14 protein-coding genes are annotated in these 15,029 nt (G+C 42.8%); 13 read left to right on the top strand and 1 reads right to left on the bottom strand.

Translation table 11 applies throughout. The features are described 5' to 3' along the window. Together IH598_14650 and folE are read left to right on the top strand one after the other, a co-directional pair. The coding region (locus IH598_14650) for a DUF4397 domain-containing protein (protein ID MBE0639755.1) at window positions 1-1,279 on the top strand (1,279 nt) is incomplete at its 5' end. Between the two features lie 187 nt (window positions 1,280-1,466). Next, window positions 1,467-2,084: a GTP cyclohydrolase I FolE gene (gene folE / locus IH598_14655; protein ID MBE0639756.1), complete on the top strand. Its 618-nt coding sequence runs from the start codon at window positions 1,467-1,469 to the stop codon at window positions 2,082-2,084. Between the two features lie 59 nt (window positions 2,085-2,143). Here folE and IH598_14660 read toward each other — a convergent pair whose 3' ends face one another. Continuing rightward, window positions 2,144-3,007 carry a hypothetical protein gene (locus IH598_14660; GenBank protein ID MBE0639757.1) on the bottom strand — a complete coding sequence of 288 codons (864 nt, stop codon included), beginning with the start codon at window positions 3,005-3,007 and terminating at the stop codon, window positions 2,144-2,146. 216 nt (window positions 3,008-3,223) lie between these two features. On the opposite strand from IH598_14660, the gene fabD reads away from it, so the two are divergent. From fabD to prmA, 11 genes are all read left to right on the top strand, one after another. Next, complete coding sequence (gene fabD, locus IH598_14665) at window positions 3,224-4,111, top strand: ACP S-malonyltransferase (protein MBE0639758.1); 888 nt, start codon at window positions 3,224-3,226, stop codon at window positions 4,109-4,111. Window positions 4,112-4,344: 233 nt separating this feature from the next. Then, entirely contained in the window at window positions 4,345-5,721 is a 1,377-nt protein-coding gene (locus IH598_14670) for a nodulation protein NfeD (protein ID MBE0639759.1), read from the top strand. 242 nt (window positions 5,722-5,963) lie between these two features. Beyond that, window positions 5,964-7,040 carry a peptide chain release factor 1 gene (prfA, locus tag IH598_14675; GenBank protein MBE0639760.1) on the top strand — a complete coding sequence of 359 codons (1,077 nt, stop codon included), beginning with the start codon at window positions 5,964-5,966 and terminating at the stop codon, window positions 7,038-7,040. Window positions 7,041-7,082: 42 nt separating this feature from the next. After that, window positions 7,083-7,718 (top strand): DUF4290 domain-containing protein, encoded by a 636-nt coding sequence (locus IH598_14680; protein ID MBE0639761.1) that lies wholly within the window; start codon window positions 7,083-7,085, stop codon window positions 7,716-7,718. A 109-nt stretch (window positions 7,719-7,827) separates the two neighbouring features. Next, the gene (murA, locus tag IH598_14685; protein MBE0639762.1) at window positions 7,828-9,132 is read left to right on the top strand and encodes a UDP-N-acetylglucosamine 1-carboxyvinyltransferase; all 1,305 of its coding nucleotides are present in this window, start codon (window positions 7,828-7,830) and stop codon (window positions 9,130-9,132) included. A 137-nt stretch (window positions 9,133-9,269) separates the two neighbouring features. After that, complete coding sequence (locus IH598_14690; protein ID MBE0639763.1) at window positions 9,270-9,809, top strand: TlpA family protein disulfide reductase; 540 nt, start codon at window positions 9,270-9,272, stop codon at window positions 9,807-9,809. Window positions 9,810-9,939: 130 nt separating this feature from the next. Further along, on the top strand, window positions 9,940-10,557 hold the full coding sequence (locus IH598_14695) for a nucleotide exchange factor GrpE (protein ID MBE0639764.1): 618 nt from the start codon (window positions 9,940-9,942) through the stop codon (window positions 10,555-10,557). A 33-nt stretch (window positions 10,558-10,590) separates the two neighbouring features. Beyond that, window positions 10,591-11,736: a molecular chaperone DnaJ gene (gene dnaJ / locus IH598_14700; protein MBE0639765.1), complete on the top strand. Its 1,146-nt coding sequence runs from the start codon at window positions 10,591-10,593 to the stop codon at window positions 11,734-11,736. 122 nt (window positions 11,737-11,858) lie between these two features. Continuing rightward, window positions 11,859-12,779 carry an ATP-binding cassette domain-containing protein gene (locus tag IH598_14705; GenBank protein MBE0639766.1) on the top strand — a complete coding sequence of 307 codons (921 nt, stop codon included), beginning with the start codon at window positions 11,859-11,861 and terminating at the stop codon, window positions 12,777-12,779. Between the two features lie 9 nt (window positions 12,780-12,788). Next, window positions 12,789-14,126, top strand: a complete 1,338-nt coding sequence (locus tag IH598_14710; GenBank protein ID MBE0639767.1) for an ABC transporter permease — start codon at window positions 12,789-12,791, stop codon at window positions 14,124-14,126. Between the two features lie 3 nt (window positions 14,127-14,129). Beyond that, the gene (gene prmA, locus IH598_14715) at window positions 14,130-14,963 is read left to right on the top strand and encodes a 50S ribosomal protein L11 methyltransferase (protein MBE0639768.1); all 834 of its coding nucleotides are present in this window, start codon (window positions 14,130-14,132) and stop codon (window positions 14,961-14,963) included. The last annotated feature ends 66 nt before the right edge of the window (window positions 14,964-15,029 follow it).

Genomic DNA, 15,029 nt, shown 5'->3' on the forward strand with positions numbered 1-15,029 from the left:
CCCTACGGTAACTGTATTTGAAACGGCCGTTGGCGCCGGTGAGATTATCAGTGATTTTTCCTATGGAGATTTCGCAGGATACCTTGAATTGCCCACGCTTGACTTTGTACTCGAAGTACGTGACGAAACCGGCACTGTAACCGTAGCTGCTTACGCTGCTCCGCTTGCAACCCTTGGTCTGGAAGGCGCTGCCTTATCAGTGATTGCTTCAGGATTTTTGAATCCGGCCAACAACAGCAATGGCGAAGCTTTTGGATTATTCGTTGCCCTGCCATCAGGTGGCGATTTGATTGCTCTGCCGGTTTATGAGCCACAGCAAACTGCCCGTGTTCAGGTAATCCACAATTCAGCCGATGCAGCCGCAGCAGTAGTAGATGTATGGCTTGATGATACCAAGCTGATCGAGAATTTTGCCTTCAGAACAGCTACACCTTTTATTGATGCACCCGCAGGCGTTGAATTTACCATTGCCATTCAGGGACCTGGCAGCACCAGCCCTGAGAATCCGATTTGGTCCCAAAACTACACCCTTGCCGATGGAGAAACCTATGTTTTAGTCGCCAATGGCATTGTAAGCGCTTCGGGTTACGAGCCTTCACAACCCTTTGATATTTATGTTTACGGAATGGGTCGTGAATCAGCTTTGCAATCCGGAAACACCGATGTATTGGCATTCCATGGATCAACCGATGCCCCTACTGTAACCGTTTATGAAGTGGGTGTTGGCGCCGGTGAGATTATTAATGATTTTTCCTATGGTGACTTTGCAGGATACCTTGAACTCCCGACGGCCAACTTTTCATTACAGATACGTGATGAGTCAGGTGTAACAGCAGTTGCAACTTTTGCTGCTCCCCTCGAAACACTTGGTTTGCAGGGACAGGCTTTAACTTTGGTTGCCAGTGGCTTCTTAAATCCTGCAGGTAACAGCAATGGTGCATCATTTGGTCTATTTGCCGCGTTAGCGGCAGGAGGTAATCTTGTTGAATTAACCAATACGAGCAGTATTGATGATATCGTAGAGGTATCCAGCCTGTCGATTTATCCCAACCCTGTTACTTCGTTTGTAAATGTAAATTTCAACCTAAAACAAACCACTGAAGTTGAAATTGAACTTTTCAATCTGCTTGGTTCTAAAATGATCAGTGACAACCTAAATTCACTTTCTGGTAGCCAGCAACATCGTTTGGATGTTAGCAGTCTTCCTGAAGGACTTTACATTATGGTGATCAACGCTGGTGATGAAGCAGTGTCGAGAAAAATTCAGATTGTAAGATAATCTTCATTTGAGTTCCTTTGTCAAAATCCCTCCAAAGTGAGGGGTTTTGACTTTTTACCCACATTAAACCAAAAATCAACCCTTGCTAAAAGTTCTAATTTCAATTCTTTAGTACTTTTGCTTAAATTTTAAAAATATGGATTCGATACTGACGAACAGTAAGACTAAAAGAGATTTCCTGCTTGAAATGGCAAGGGAGAACGAAATGGACGGCTACGAGAAAATGGACCTTTACAACCAGGAAACTATTGACAGCTTAGGATTTCATTATTATGAAATCTTGAAGCTGATTGGAGAAAATCCGGAGCGTGAAGGTCTTCAGAAGACACCTGAAAGGGTTGCGAAAGCGATGCAATTTCTTACTCATGGTTACGATCTTGACCCTGCTGAAATTCTGAAGAGTGCTATGTTTAAAGAAGATTACAAGCAAATGGTGCTTGTGAAAGATATTGAGGTTTATTCGATGTGCGAACACCACATGCTCCCCTTCTTTGGGAAAGCCCATGTTGCTTACATCCCAAACGGATACATCGTTGGTCTGAGTAAATTACCCCGCATTGTAGATGCCTTTGCAAGGCGCCTGCAGGTTCAGGAAAGATTAACGACGCAAATAAAAGAGTGCATTCAAAGCACATTAAATCCCCTTGGGGTGGCGGTTGTAATTGAAGCTCAGCACATGTGTATGTCTATGCGGGGAATCCAGAAACAAAATTCTGTTACCACAACTTCCGACTTTACAGGAGCATTCCTGAGCGAAAAAACACGGGCAGAGTTTATCCATCTGATCGGTTCGAACCTGCACTAAAAGGACGATATTTTCCCGGACAAGGCTGTCGGCAAATTTTACTGACAGCCTTTTTACATTTAATCAAGGGATAGCACCAGGAATCTCGATGCTTTCCAGAAATCTTCAACCCGGGTAATTTCAAAACTGGTTACCCGCTTGCCATCTTCGCTGTTTCTGATCAGGTAACTGTCAGAAGGGTGCACTGTAAGTAGATTTATTTTTTCAGCATCAATGGGGAAAACTGTATTTTCACGAATATCAATCATTGTAAACTGAGATGGATCAAGATTATCGGCAAGTTTGTCAACTTTGCCGAGTCCTAAAAAGCCGCCGCTGCGGATTAAAATTCCCTGTTCACGCATTTCTTTCCGTAGACCAATAAGATAATAACCGCGATGCAACGCTTTGTCCTGCTGGTCAATGGTAATTTCCTTTTCGGCCTGATCAACTTTTAAATCGGTCACTGTACTATACAAATCGTTGATCTGCAGGTTCATGTCTTCCATGTCGGCAAGCAGAGTCTGAATTTCAAGGTCTTTGCTTTCAACCACTGAATTTAGGTTGGCAATCATCTTTTCGAGTTGTTGATTTTCGCCGGTTGTTGTTTTTAACCTTTGACTGAGAAGCTCAAGATTCTCGCGGTTTTTCCGCATGAGTTCATCAATAGCCATGATTTCCTGTTTAATATCATCCACCTTATTTGTTTTGTTTTCGGTGGTTGAAGAAATTTTCAGAAGTCTTTCCTCACGGGCTCTGACATTGGTAAGATTTTCTTCAATTTCGTTGAGGATTGAGATCATGCTGTTGATGTCATCTTCGCGTTGTTGCACGGTAAGCTGCAATTTTTCATTTTCTTGCTTGAGCCTGTCAACTTCCTTGCGCTGGCAGGATGAAACCACGAAGGTCATTAATAATAAAGCGACTGCAATTTTTTTCATCATTTTAATTTGTTTTAAATATTTGAACAGTCATAACGTTTAAAAAGCTCAAATCGTAGGAAGAAGTGTATTTATTTTCAACATGCGTTGAGTAATGAAATTGGAGAAGTGTTGATCATCAAAAGGTTGATGTGTTATTCTGTCATTTTATTCAATTTCTTTATTTTATTTCTATTTTTGCCGCGATTAAAGAGAAGACGTTAAAACCAATTTATTTTTATGAAAGCTTATGTTTTCCCCGGTCAGGGGGCACAGTTTGTCGGGATGGGAAAGGATTTATACGAGAAGTTCCCGGCCGCGAAGGAACTCTTTGAAAAAGCCAACAAAATTCTCGGTTTCAGGATAACAGATATCATGTTTGATGGAACAGATGACGATTTGAAAGAGACCAAAGTTACTCAACCTGCAATTTTTTTACACTCAGTTATTTTGGCCAGGATGCTGAAGGACAGCTTTAAACCTGATATGGTTGCAGGACACTCGTTGGGTGAGTTTTCGGCGCTGGTTTCCAATAAATCGCTTTCGTTTGAGGATGGTCTTAAGCTGGTCAGTAAAAGGGCTCAGGCCATGCAAAAAGCCTGCGAAGCTGAGCCTTCAACCATGGCTGCCATTCTTGGTCTTGATGATGCTGTTGTTGAAAAGGTTTTAAAAGACATCAACGAAATTGTTGTTCCTGCCAACTATAATAGCCCCGGGCAATTGGTTATTTCAGGTTCGGTAAAAGGTATCGAGATAGCTTGTGCAAAACTTACTGACGCAGGCGCCAAACGTGCTTTGCAATTAAAAGTAGGGGGAGCATTTCATTCGCCATTGATGGAACCTGCCAGGCTTGAGCTGTCCAAAGCTATTGAAACTACTAAGTTTGTCAAGGGAATTTGCCCTATTTATCAAAACGTAACAGCTCAACCGGTGACAGATCCGGAAATTATCAAATCGAACCTTATCGCTCAGCTTACCGCACCGGTTCGCTGGACACAAATCATGAAGAACATGCTTGCTGATGGGGTAAAACAAGTAGTTGAGGTTGGGCCGGGAACTGTTCTTCAGGGCCTGTTTAAGAAAGTTGATCGTAACCTGGATGCCACAAGTGCTGTGATTGAGGAGTAGTAAATGAATTATTTCTTTTTGTTCAATATTGCCTGATAAAGAAATTTGAAAAAACAGGTAACTGTTAAGTTAAGGTCAGCTTGTGCCCAATTCCACTTTCATTTTTTTGTTTTGATTGAATTTGACAATTGGTCGTAAAGAAACCCTCGAAATATTTGAATCTGAACAGAACATCCTATTCCGGAAACATTCCTTAAATTTGCCTGATCTTAAACTGATTAAAGCCAACGTATATGAATCGAATAGCAGTTAATTTTTTTGCCGTTTTCATCGCCCTGATTTATGCTGCTTTACCTGCCTGTGCAGAGGAGGAAGAAAATCCATTTAGCGATAAGTCGAAAGTTTACAGGGTTTACACATTAAATATTAAGGAGATGATTGCACCTCCGGTCTGGCACTTGACAAAAAAAGCACTGCAATCAGCAAAGGACACCGCTGCCGATTTGATTCTGATCGATATGAATACCTATGGAGGAATGCTCGAATCGGCAGACTCGATCAGGACGGCAATTTTGCAATCATCCATTCCGGTTTGGGTTTTTATTGATAACAACGCTGCCTCTGCAGGAGCATTGATCTCTATTGCCTGCGACAGTATTTACATGCGTCCCGGAGCAAATATTGGTGCTGCTACCGTTGTTGATCAATCCGGTGAAGTTGTGCCGGACAAGTATCAATCCTACATGCGTTCGATGATGCGTGCGACGGCCGAAGCCAAAGGACGAGATCCGAAAATCGCTGAGGGTATGGTTGACCCGCGAATTAAAATCCCAGGTGTATCCGACTCGGGACAGGTAATCACCTTTACCACATCTGAAGCAATCAAATTCGGATTTTCTGAAGCTCAGGCAGAAAGTCTTCAGGATGTGCTTAATGTTGCTGGAATTAAAGAATATGAAATCATCAACCATGAGCTGACGTTTACCGACAGGATTATCCGTTTTTTAATCAGCCCTGTTGTTTCAGGAATCCTGATCATGGTGATCATCGGCGGGTTGTATTTTGAGTTACAAACACCCGGGGTAGGATTTCCAATTGCAGCCTCTATTTTGGCTGCTTTGCTCTATTTTATGCCGTTATACCTCGAAGGCATTGCAACACACTGGGAAATTATTATTTTCATCGTCGGAGTAATTCTTATTGCCCTGGAAGTGTTTGTCATACCTGGTTTTGGTGTGGCTGGTATAACGGGCATAGTGCTTGTAGTTGCCGGCCTTGCGCTTGGTATGGTTGACATCAAGGGTTTCGAGCTTGGAAGTTTCCCTTTCAGAGAACTAACAGTTTCCTTGTTCATCGTAATCATAGCCACTTTTATTTCGCTAACACTTTCGTTCTGGATCAGCCGAAAACTTTTCACAACAACAACTTTTGGGCACCTGGCACTTGCCACGACTCAGGAAAGTTCAGAGGGTTACACTTCAGCACTTGAATCTTATACCCGTATGATTGGCCTGGAAGGCATTTCAAAAACGGTATTGAGGCCATCCGGCAAAATACTGATCGATGAAGAAACCTATGATGCTACAGCCGAGTCGGGATTTATCGAAAAAGGCGAACCAATCAAAGTTACGCGCTATATCAATTCCCAGCTGTTTGTGAGAAAACTGTAACCTTAGCGTTTGCTCATTGTGATGGATACAGAGAGCACTTGAAAGCACGAAATGCATACCCTTGCCAAAAGAAGCTAACTAGCGGAAAGCATTGATCAGACCGTAAAAATTGTATGGCGACAGTGTTAACTGATCCATTGCTGATTTTATGCCGATGCGTTCTGTAGTGGTTTGTTTAAGGAATGGTGGTAGTCATGATCATACTGAATTAATTACTTTTGCAAAAATTTTTCTAAAGATTTATGCTTGACAAACTTAAAGCAATAAAAACAAAGTGGAAGGACATTGAGCAGAAAATGAATGAACCTACTGCAATGTCCGACATGAAGATGTTCATAAAGCTGAATAAGGAATATAAAGATCTGCAACCGATCGTTGAAGCCTATGATGAGCTGAGCATGATCACCTACAATATCGAATCGACCAGGGAGATTCTAAAAAACGAGAAAGACGAAGAATTTCGCACCATGGCGAAGGAAGAACTGGCAGAATTGATTGCGCGGAGGGATACCTTGGAAGAAAAAGCACGCCTCATGCTAATTCCTGCAGACCCGATTGATGATAAGAATGCCATTATTGAAATCAGGGCTGGCACTGGGGGTGATGAAGCCAGCATTTTTGCGGGCGATCTTTACAGAATGTATGCGAAATTTGCTGAAACCAAAGGTTGGTCAGTAGAATTTGTTGACGCTGCTGAAGGCACAATGGGGGGCTTTAAGGAGATCATTTTCAATATAAAAGGGGATAAAGTTTACGGGCAAATGAAATATGAGTCCGGTGTACATCGCGTGCAAAGGGTTCCGGTGACTGAAACACAGGGCAGGGTTCATACATCAGCCTCTTCAGTTGTTGTTTTACCTGAAGCCGATGAGTTTGATATTGAGTTAAATCCTTCTGATATCCGGCGTGATGTTTTTTGCTCTTCGGGCCCGGGTGGGCAATCTGTCAATACCACTTACTCCGCTGTCAGGCTTACCCATATTCCGACAGGGATTGTGGCTTCCTGCCAGGATCAGAAATCACAAATTAAAAACTACAATAAGGCACTTTCGGTATTACGTTCCAGAATCTATGAACTTGAACATCAGAAGTATCTTGACGTAATTTCCTCGAAAAGAAAAACCATGGTATCGACAGGTGACCGGTCAGCCAAAATCAGAACCTACAATTATCCACAGGGAAGAGTGTCGGATCACCGGATCGGGCTGACGCTATATAACCTTCAATCCATTGTGGATGGGAATATTCAGGAGCTCATTGATCAATTACAGTTGGCCGAAAACGCCGAACGGCTCAAATCGGAAATTGAAACGGATTAATCGTTTCGCAAAAAATCAATGTAAATAATTAACATCAAATAAATGGAAAATCTGGAATACAACACTCAGCGCACGCAACTCCCATTACCGGAATATGGCAGAAATCTTCAAAAGATGGTAGATAAAGTGGTGAAAACTGAGGATAAGGAAAAAAGAACACGTTATGCCCATCAGCTGATTGAAATTATGGTTCAACTGCATACAACGGCAAAAGACTCTCCCGAATTAAGACACAAATTATGGGATCACCTGCACATCATGTCGGATTTTAAACTCGATATCGATTCCCCATTCCCTGTACCTGACCGGGAAGTATTGACGAAAGCCCCAAGAAGGATTAGTTACCCTAAACGCAGCATGAAATACTCCTACTACGGCCGGAATATACAGATGATTATCGAAAAAGCCTGCGAAATGGAAGAAGGTCCGGACAAAGAAGAATTGACTAAAAGCATTGCCAACCAGCTAAAAAAATCTTACCTGATCTGGAACCGTGACTCAGTGGACGACAGTCTGATTGCACAGCACCTGACAGAATTGTCGAACAACAGGCTTCGTATTTCGGAAGCCCTGCAGCTTAAGCACACCAACGAAATATTGAGCCAGCAGGGAACCAAGAAAAAACCTAAACCTAAATCATCGAAGAATCAGTCGCAACGTAGGAAAGGGAAGTATTAGCATTAAGGAAAATCAGGGAATTTGAAGGATAATCCATAACTAATCTTTTGCGTTGCCACAGGTGATTTTATCCTAAATATCAATTAATTTACCAAATTAAACAGCAGCTATGAGTTCGTTCGTCATTCAGGGCGGTAAGAAGTTAGGAGGTGAAATTACACCACAAGGCGCCAAAAATGAGGCACTGCAAGTAATCTGTGCTACTTTGCTTACACCTGAAAAGGTTACCATTTCCAATATTCCGCTCATCAATGATGTGATCAACCTGATTGATCTGCTTAGTGATCTGGGTGTGAAAGTGGGTAAAAAGGACAGGAATACTTTCACTTTCGAGGCAGTGCATATCAATCTCGAGTACCTGCGTTCAGACACTTTCAGGAAGAAAGGTGCAAGTCTCAGGGGCTCAATCATGATTCTTGGTCCTCTCCTCACTCGTTTCGGATTGGGTTACATTCCTCAGCCGGGTGGCGACAAAATTGGTCGCCGCCGTCTTGATACGCATTTTATTGGTTTGCAGAAACTCGGGGCAAAATTTGATCACAGTTTCGATGATAAATTTTACAAAGTAGATGCCTCAAAATTAACCGGAACCTATATGTTGCTTGACGAAGCCTCTGTGACCGGAACAGCAAACGTTTTGATGGCTGCCACACTTGCCAAAGGAACAACGACCATTTTCAATGCCGCCTGTGAGCCATACCTGGTTCAATTATGTAAAATGCTCAACCGGATGGGCGCAAAAATAACAGGGATAGGTTCTAATCTCCTCGTTATCGAAGGTGTGGAACAATTGCACGGTTGCAGTCATACTTTACTACCTGATATGATCGAGATCGGAAGTTTCATCGGGCTTGCTGCCATGACGCAATCAGGTGTCACTATCAGAGGAGTCGACGTTAGCCAACTTGGGATCATCCCAGATGTATTCAGGCGGCTGGGAATCATCATCGAAGAGGGCGAGAATTCGTTAATCATTCCTGAACAGGAGATTTACGAAGTGGAAACTTTTCTTGATGGCAGTATCATGACCATTGCTGATGCACCATGGCCCGGCTTTACTCCGGACCTTATCAGTATTGCGCTGGTTGTGGCCATTCAGGCACAGGGTAGTGTACTCATCCACCAAAAGATGTTCGAAAGCCGCCTCTATTTTGTAGATAAACTTATTGACATGGGGGCACAAATCATCCTTTGTGACCCACATCGTGCAACCGTAATCGGCCTCGGCAGAAAATATAAACTTCGAGGCCTCAGGATGAGTTCACCTGACATACGGGCCGGGGTAGCACTTCTGATTGCAGCGCTTTCGGCAAATGGTGAAAGTATTATCGACAATATTGACCAGATTGACCGTGGTTACCAGGATATTGATGTCAGGTTGAAAGCCCTGGGTGCTGATATTGTCAGGGTATAGGAGTTGTTGCTTTTTATCATGGAAATAAATCGCAAACTGCATACAGCAGGATCCAGAATCCGGCCTCCACAAGGAAATCTGCATTTTTATGGTCTTGTGGTCAATTGTCAGCTGTAACTTAAATATGTAACAGTATAATGCTCAAAATGATCTTAAAACTTCTTTCACTCTTTCTCCTGATTCATATAGCATCTCATTCCCTGAATGCCCAGACTGGTTCATCTCCCAAAACGGGGATTGAAATTGGCAACCTTGCTCCGGACATCACCCTGAAAGATATGTACGAAAATGATTTGAGTCTTTATAATTTGAGAGGCAACATCGTCTTCATTTCTTTTTGGGCAGCCTGGTGTCGCCCGTGCAGGCATGAAAATCTTCAGATTGTTGAGATTTTCCAGACTTTTAAGGATGTAAAATTCAGCAAGGGAGAGCGTTTCAGGATTTTTAGTGTATCCCTTGACAAAACGAGGGAGAACTGGATAAATGCCATCAACAAGGATGGTTTGGTTTGGAGTGATCATGTGAGCAGCCTCGAGGGTTGGGAGTCGCCGGTGGCAAAGACATACGATATCAGAGCAATCCCTGCCAACCTCCTGCTCGACAGCAATGGAATCATTATCGCAAAAAATCTAAAAATCGAACAGCTGAACGAACTTCTGCAAAAATTTGCGGAGTGAGAAGGACAAAGCTTTCAGGATCAACCGCTGACATTCTGACGCTAAACCATTGATTGGCAGAAATTTTGATAACAGATGCCCAATCTATCCAAATATATTGTAAATCATTGATTATTAATAGAGATGAATTATGGTTGAAGAAAACAATTTTGATTTCACTGATCTATCCGGAGAGACGGTTGATGGCAAGGATGCCACAAGTGCAGAAAGCACGAAGGACGCACAGGCAAAAAATGCTAAGGACCAAACCTCTAAAACACTGTTTCAAAAAGGCCACAAGGCCGTGAAGAGATATGAAGAGAAGATCAAAAGCCTCGAAGAAAAACTGGATGAACTCAATGATAAATATTTAAGATTGTTTTCTGAGTTCGATAACTATCGCAAGAGAACAAATAAAGAGCGTCTTGATTTATTGAAGACAGCCTCCGAAGATACGATCATTGGTCTGTTACCTGTGCTGGATGATTTTGAAAGAGCCATTGCTGCAATGGATAAAAATGGCGCTACTGGTGTTGATGTTGATGGAATTAAACTGATATACAATAAGTTATTAAATATTCTAACAAAAAAAGGACTTGAGTCGATGAGTTCAGCAGGACAACCGTTTGACACCGACTTTCACGAAGCATTAACCATTATTCCCGCCCCTGACGACCAGATGAAAGGAAAAGTGATCGAAGAAATTGAAAAAGGTTACCTTCTCAACGGAAAAGTGATCAGGTTTGCCCGCGTAGTTGTGGGGCAATAAATGCCGGTCATTATCAAAACAAACACAAAGGATATGTCAAAAAGAGACTACTACGAAATACTTGAAGTGTCCAGAGATGCCAGCGAGGCCGATGTTAAAAAGGCTTACCGCAAGATGGCGTTGAAATTTCATCCTGATAAAAACCCTGGTGACAAAAGTGCGGAAGATAAATTTAAAGAGGCTGCCGAAGCCTATGAGGTCTTGAGCGATCCACAGAAGCGGGAACGTTACAATCGTTATGGCCATGATGGGGTGGGCAACCAGGGTGGTGGTATGTCGATGGATGATATATTCTCTCATTTTGGTGATATTTTTGGTGGGGCATTCGGAGGGTTTGGTGGTGGTTTTGGAGGCGGTTTCAGCGGTGGAGGCACACACCGGAGGGTCAATCGGGGATCCAATCTTCGTGTTAAAGTAAAGCTGAATCTTGATGAAATTGCAAATGGAGTTGAAAAGAAAATCAAGGTAAGTAAATTTGTAAAATGCGAGCCCTGCTCAGGAACAGGCGCCCAACATGGCTCATCTTACAATACATGTCACACGTGTCATGGCTCTGGCCAGGTAACTCGGGTGACCAATACATTTTTGGGACAAATGCAAACCACATCTACCTGTCCGACTTGTGGTGGAGAAGGTCGTTCGATAACCCAGAAATGCACTTCCTGCGGTGGCGACGGCATAGTGAAAGGGGAAGAGGTGATCAGTATCAATATACCGGCTGGTGTGGCTGATGGCATGCAGCTTTCGGTGAGTGGAAAAGGAAATGCCGGTGCAAGAAGTGGTATCAATGGCGACCTCATCATCATCATCGAAGAGAAAGAACACGAAGACCTGGTGCGTGATGGCAACAACCTGATCTATGAAAAATATATCTCCTTCCCTGATGCAGTGCTCGGCTGTCAGGTAGAAATACCAACCCTTGAAGGAAAAGCAAGGATTACACTGGAGCCAGGAATACAAAGCGGCAAAGTACTCCGCCTCAAAGGTAAAGGACTGCCAAATATTGACCGTTACGGTAAAGGTGATCTGCTGATTAACATCAATGTATGGACTCCCGAGAGTGTAAGTAAAGAGGAAAAACTAATCCTTGAAAAGCTGGCACTTTCGCCCAATTTCAGTCCTTCCCCTTCAAAAGGTCAGAAAAACTTCTTTAGCCGGATGAAAGAATATTTTCAGTAAAAAATGATACTCGTTGACGTTTTTAGAAAAATTATATGTATGGTTTAGTAAAACTATTCAGAGCCGGAGATGATTGAAAGTTAATACTTTTGTTCCTCATAATTAACCTAAAAGGACCTTTTATGGAAACACTCAGAATCAACAATGTGAGTAAACAGTTTACCGGTCATCGTGCACTCAAGAATGTGAGTCTCACGGTTCCTCGTGGGAGCATTTTCGGGCTGCTGGGGCCAAACGGCGCCGGTAAAACCACACTGATAAGAATCATCAATCGTATTACGGCGCCCGACGAAGGGGAAGTCCTGTTTAACGGCGCCAGACTTACAAGGGAGGACGTTTCGCGGATCGGATACCTGCCGGAAGAACGCGGCCTTTATAAAAAAATGAAAGTTGGGGAGCAGGCACTCTATCTCGCTCAACTCAAAGGATTATCCAAATCAGAAGCTACAGAAAGACTGAAAGTCTGGTTTAAAAAGTTTGAGATCACCGCATGGTGGGACAAAAAAGTGGAGGAACTTTCGAAAGGGATGCAGCAAAAAATCCAGTTCGTGGTCACTGTGCTGCACAAACCTGAGCTACTGATTTTCGACGAGCCATTTAGCGGTTTCGACCCCATCAACGTCAATCTTTTAAAAGATGAAATCCTGAAAATCAAAGAAGAGGGGGGCACAATTATCTTTTCAACCCACAACATGGCTTCCGTTGAAGAACTTTGCGATCACATTGCATTGATTAATAATGCGGAGAAAATCCTTGATGGACGTGTGGATGAAATCAAACAGTCTTATAAGAAAAATCTGTTCGAACTGACTTATGTGAAAAACAGTCATTCTTTTGCCACCAATCTGCCACAGGACTATCATCTGATTGGCGAGGAAATTGAAAATGGGTTCGCAAGGGCAAAAATCCAGATCCCTTCCCAAACAACCCCCAACGATCTGCTGAAACTCGCCATTGCTGAGGTGGAAGTGCATGGTTTCACAGAAATACTCCCAACTATGAATGACATTTTTATTTCAAAAGTGAACGAATACAAAAAATAAGTTGAAGCCATGAATAAAATCAAAATCATCATTACACGCGAGTATTTGTCGAGGGTGAAGAAAAAGTCGTTCATTGTGATGACCATACTTGGCCCGATTCTAATGGCCTCCATTTGGGTACTCCCTGTTTTTTTGTCGACAATATCCACGGATGAAAAAACTATTCAGGTGATTGACGAAACCGGCCTGTTTGCGCAACGATTTACTGACACCAAAACAATGAAGTTCATCCCCATTTCTGTTGATGTTGAAACGGCCAAGGAAAACCTGCTGAAAAGTGGCGATTACGGGTTGCTCTGGATCCCTCAAACAGAGCTTAGTGTGCCATCGGCAGGGATGTTTTATTCCACCGGTCAGCCTTCACTTGATGTCACTTCGCATATCAAAAGTATCATGAAAAATGAGGTGGAAAGCCTCAAACTCGAGGCTTCCGGTGTGGATCCCGAAATTCTCAGGGCAATCAAATCCAACATTGTACTCAATACGATTAAAATCACCGAAAGTGGTAGTGAAGAAAAGAGCTTTACTGAAGTAAGCATGGGTGTAGGTATTGTTTCAGGTGTGCTTATTTACATGTTCATTTTTATGTTTGGAGCGCAGGTTATGCGTGGTGTGATGGAGGAAAAGACCAACCGCATTGTTGAAGTAATCATTTCTTCGGTCAAGCCATTTGAACTGATGATGGGAAAAATTGTCGGAGTAGCGCTTGTTGGGCTCACCCAGTTCATGTTGTGGATTGTGCTCACGCTCGGTATAGTCACAGTTTTGCAGGCAACCGTGCTTGATACTACCGAACTCACAAAGTCGGAACAATTATACACCGGTGGAGCAAAAGTACTTGATGCAGAACAGTTAAAGAACATTTCGGAGCAGACACAATCGCAGGATTCATTCAATGTCCGGATTATCGAAGCCATCAGTTCGATCAATTATGGAGTGATGATTGGGGCATTCCTGTTTTTTTTCCTTGGCGGATATTTGCTTTATGCCGCACTTTTTGCTGCCATTGGATCCGCTGTTGACAACGAAACCGATTCTCAGCAATTTATGCTGCCGGTAACCATCCCGCTCATCCTATCGATGGTAATGCTGGGTATGATCATCAATAACCCCTCAGGCCCGGTTGCTTTTTGGTTTTCAATCATCCCGCTCACCTCGCCAATCATTATGATGCTGCGCATTCCTTTTGGTGTGCCATTATGGGAAATTGCACTTTCAGCAGGATTGCTGATTCTTGGCTTTCTTTTTACTACCTGGTTTGCTGCAAAGATTTACCGGACAGGAATTTTAATGTATGGTAAAAAAGTAAATTATGCAGAGTTATGGAAATGGATGAAGTACGAATAACCGATGAACTATTACTGCGTCAATATTTTATTTAAAGATAAATCCTCAGGTGATTACAGCGAAATTATCCCGGCATGGCTGAGCGACTGCGGTTTCGATAGTTTTACAGACGATGACAACGGGATCAAAGCATTTATTCCAGAAACTGATTTTGATGAAAAAGCAGTGACCGAACAGCTTGAATGGATCAAACAGCAGGTTAATATTTCGTGGGAATTCAGGTTTATACCGGACGAGAACTGGAACCGGGAGTGGGAAAAGAACTTCGATCCGGTGACCATTGCAGGCCGATGTATGGTGAGAGCACCTTTTCATCAACCCGATCCGAACATTGAGTTTGACCTCGTGATCATGCCAAAAATGTCATTTGGTACTGCTCACCATGAAACAACCCGGATGATGATTGAATTCATTCTCGAACAAGATTGGGAAGGCAAAGAGGTGCTTGATATGGGGAGCGGAACCGGAGTACTGGCCATCCTTGCTTCCAGAATGGGAGCAAAAAGAGTAGTTGCAGTTGATAATGACAGCTGGGCCTACGAGAATGCATGCGAAAACACCGAAAGAAACCTGGTAAATAATGTCACAACCCTCTTAGGTGATGAAAAAACAATATCCGAAATGACCTTCGATGTGATCATCGCAAATATTAACCGGAATATTCTTCTCCAGCATTTGCCTTCCTACCTAAACTCACTCAAGTCAGATGGCAAGCTGTTTATGAGTGGTTTTTACGAAGAAGACATCCCCATTTTACTTGTTGAAGCTGATAAATCAGGTCTTGAATTCAAAGCTAAAAAATTGCTGAATAAGTGGGCTGCAATCATGATCGGGTAACAGAAAAGGCAATCATATCCAGTCATTTTTCCTGGCGATTCCTTCTTTTTCTTTCCAGGCAGGAAG

The sequence above is a fragment of the Bacteroidales bacterium genome (assembly GCA_014860585.1).
Taxonomy (GTDB): domain Bacteria; phylum Bacteroidota; class Bacteroidia; order Bacteroidales; family 4484-276; genus RZYY01.

Bases quoted from the DNA above. Each gene is read 5' to 3' on its own strand.
- folE (MBE0639756.1), top strand. From the start codon at position 1,467: ATGGCAAGGGAGAACGAAATGGACGGCTACGAGAAAATGGACCTTTAC.
- IH598_14660 (MBE0639757.1), bottom strand. From the start codon at position 3,007: ATGATGAAAAAAATTGCAGTCGCTTTATTATTAATGACCTTCGTGGTT.
- fabD (MBE0639758.1), top strand. From the start codon at position 3,224: ATGAAAGCTTATGTTTTCCCCGGTCAGGGGGCACAGTTTGTCGGGATG.
- IH598_14670 (MBE0639759.1), top strand. From the start codon at position 4,345: ATGAATCGAATAGCAGTTAATTTTTTTGCCGTTTTCATCGCCCTGATT.
- prfA (MBE0639760.1), top strand. From the start codon at position 5,964: ATGCTTGACAAACTTAAAGCAATAAAAACAAAGTGGAAGGACATTGAG.
- IH598_14680 (MBE0639761.1), top strand. From the start codon at position 7,083: ATGGAAAATCTGGAATACAACACTCAGCGCACGCAACTCCCATTACCG.
- murA (MBE0639762.1), top strand. From the start codon at position 7,828: ATGAGTTCGTTCGTCATTCAGGGCGGTAAGAAGTTAGGAGGTGAAATT.
- IH598_14690 (MBE0639763.1), top strand. From the start codon at position 9,270: ATGCTCAAAATGATCTTAAAACTTCTTTCACTCTTTCTCCTGATTCAT.
- IH598_14695 (MBE0639764.1), top strand. From the start codon at position 9,940: ATGGTTGAAGAAAACAATTTTGATTTCACTGATCTATCCGGAGAGACG.
- dnaJ (MBE0639765.1), top strand. From the start codon at position 10,591: ATGTCAAAAAGAGACTACTACGAAATACTTGAAGTGTCCAGAGATGCC.
- IH598_14705 (MBE0639766.1), top strand. From the start codon at position 11,859: ATGGAAACACTCAGAATCAACAATGTGAGTAAACAGTTTACCGGTCAT.
- IH598_14710 (MBE0639767.1), top strand. From the start codon at position 12,789: ATGAATAAAATCAAAATCATCATTACACGCGAGTATTTGTCGAGGGTG.
- prmA (MBE0639768.1), top strand. From the start codon at position 14,130: ATGAACTATTACTGCGTCAATATTTTATTTAAAGATAAATCCTCAGGT.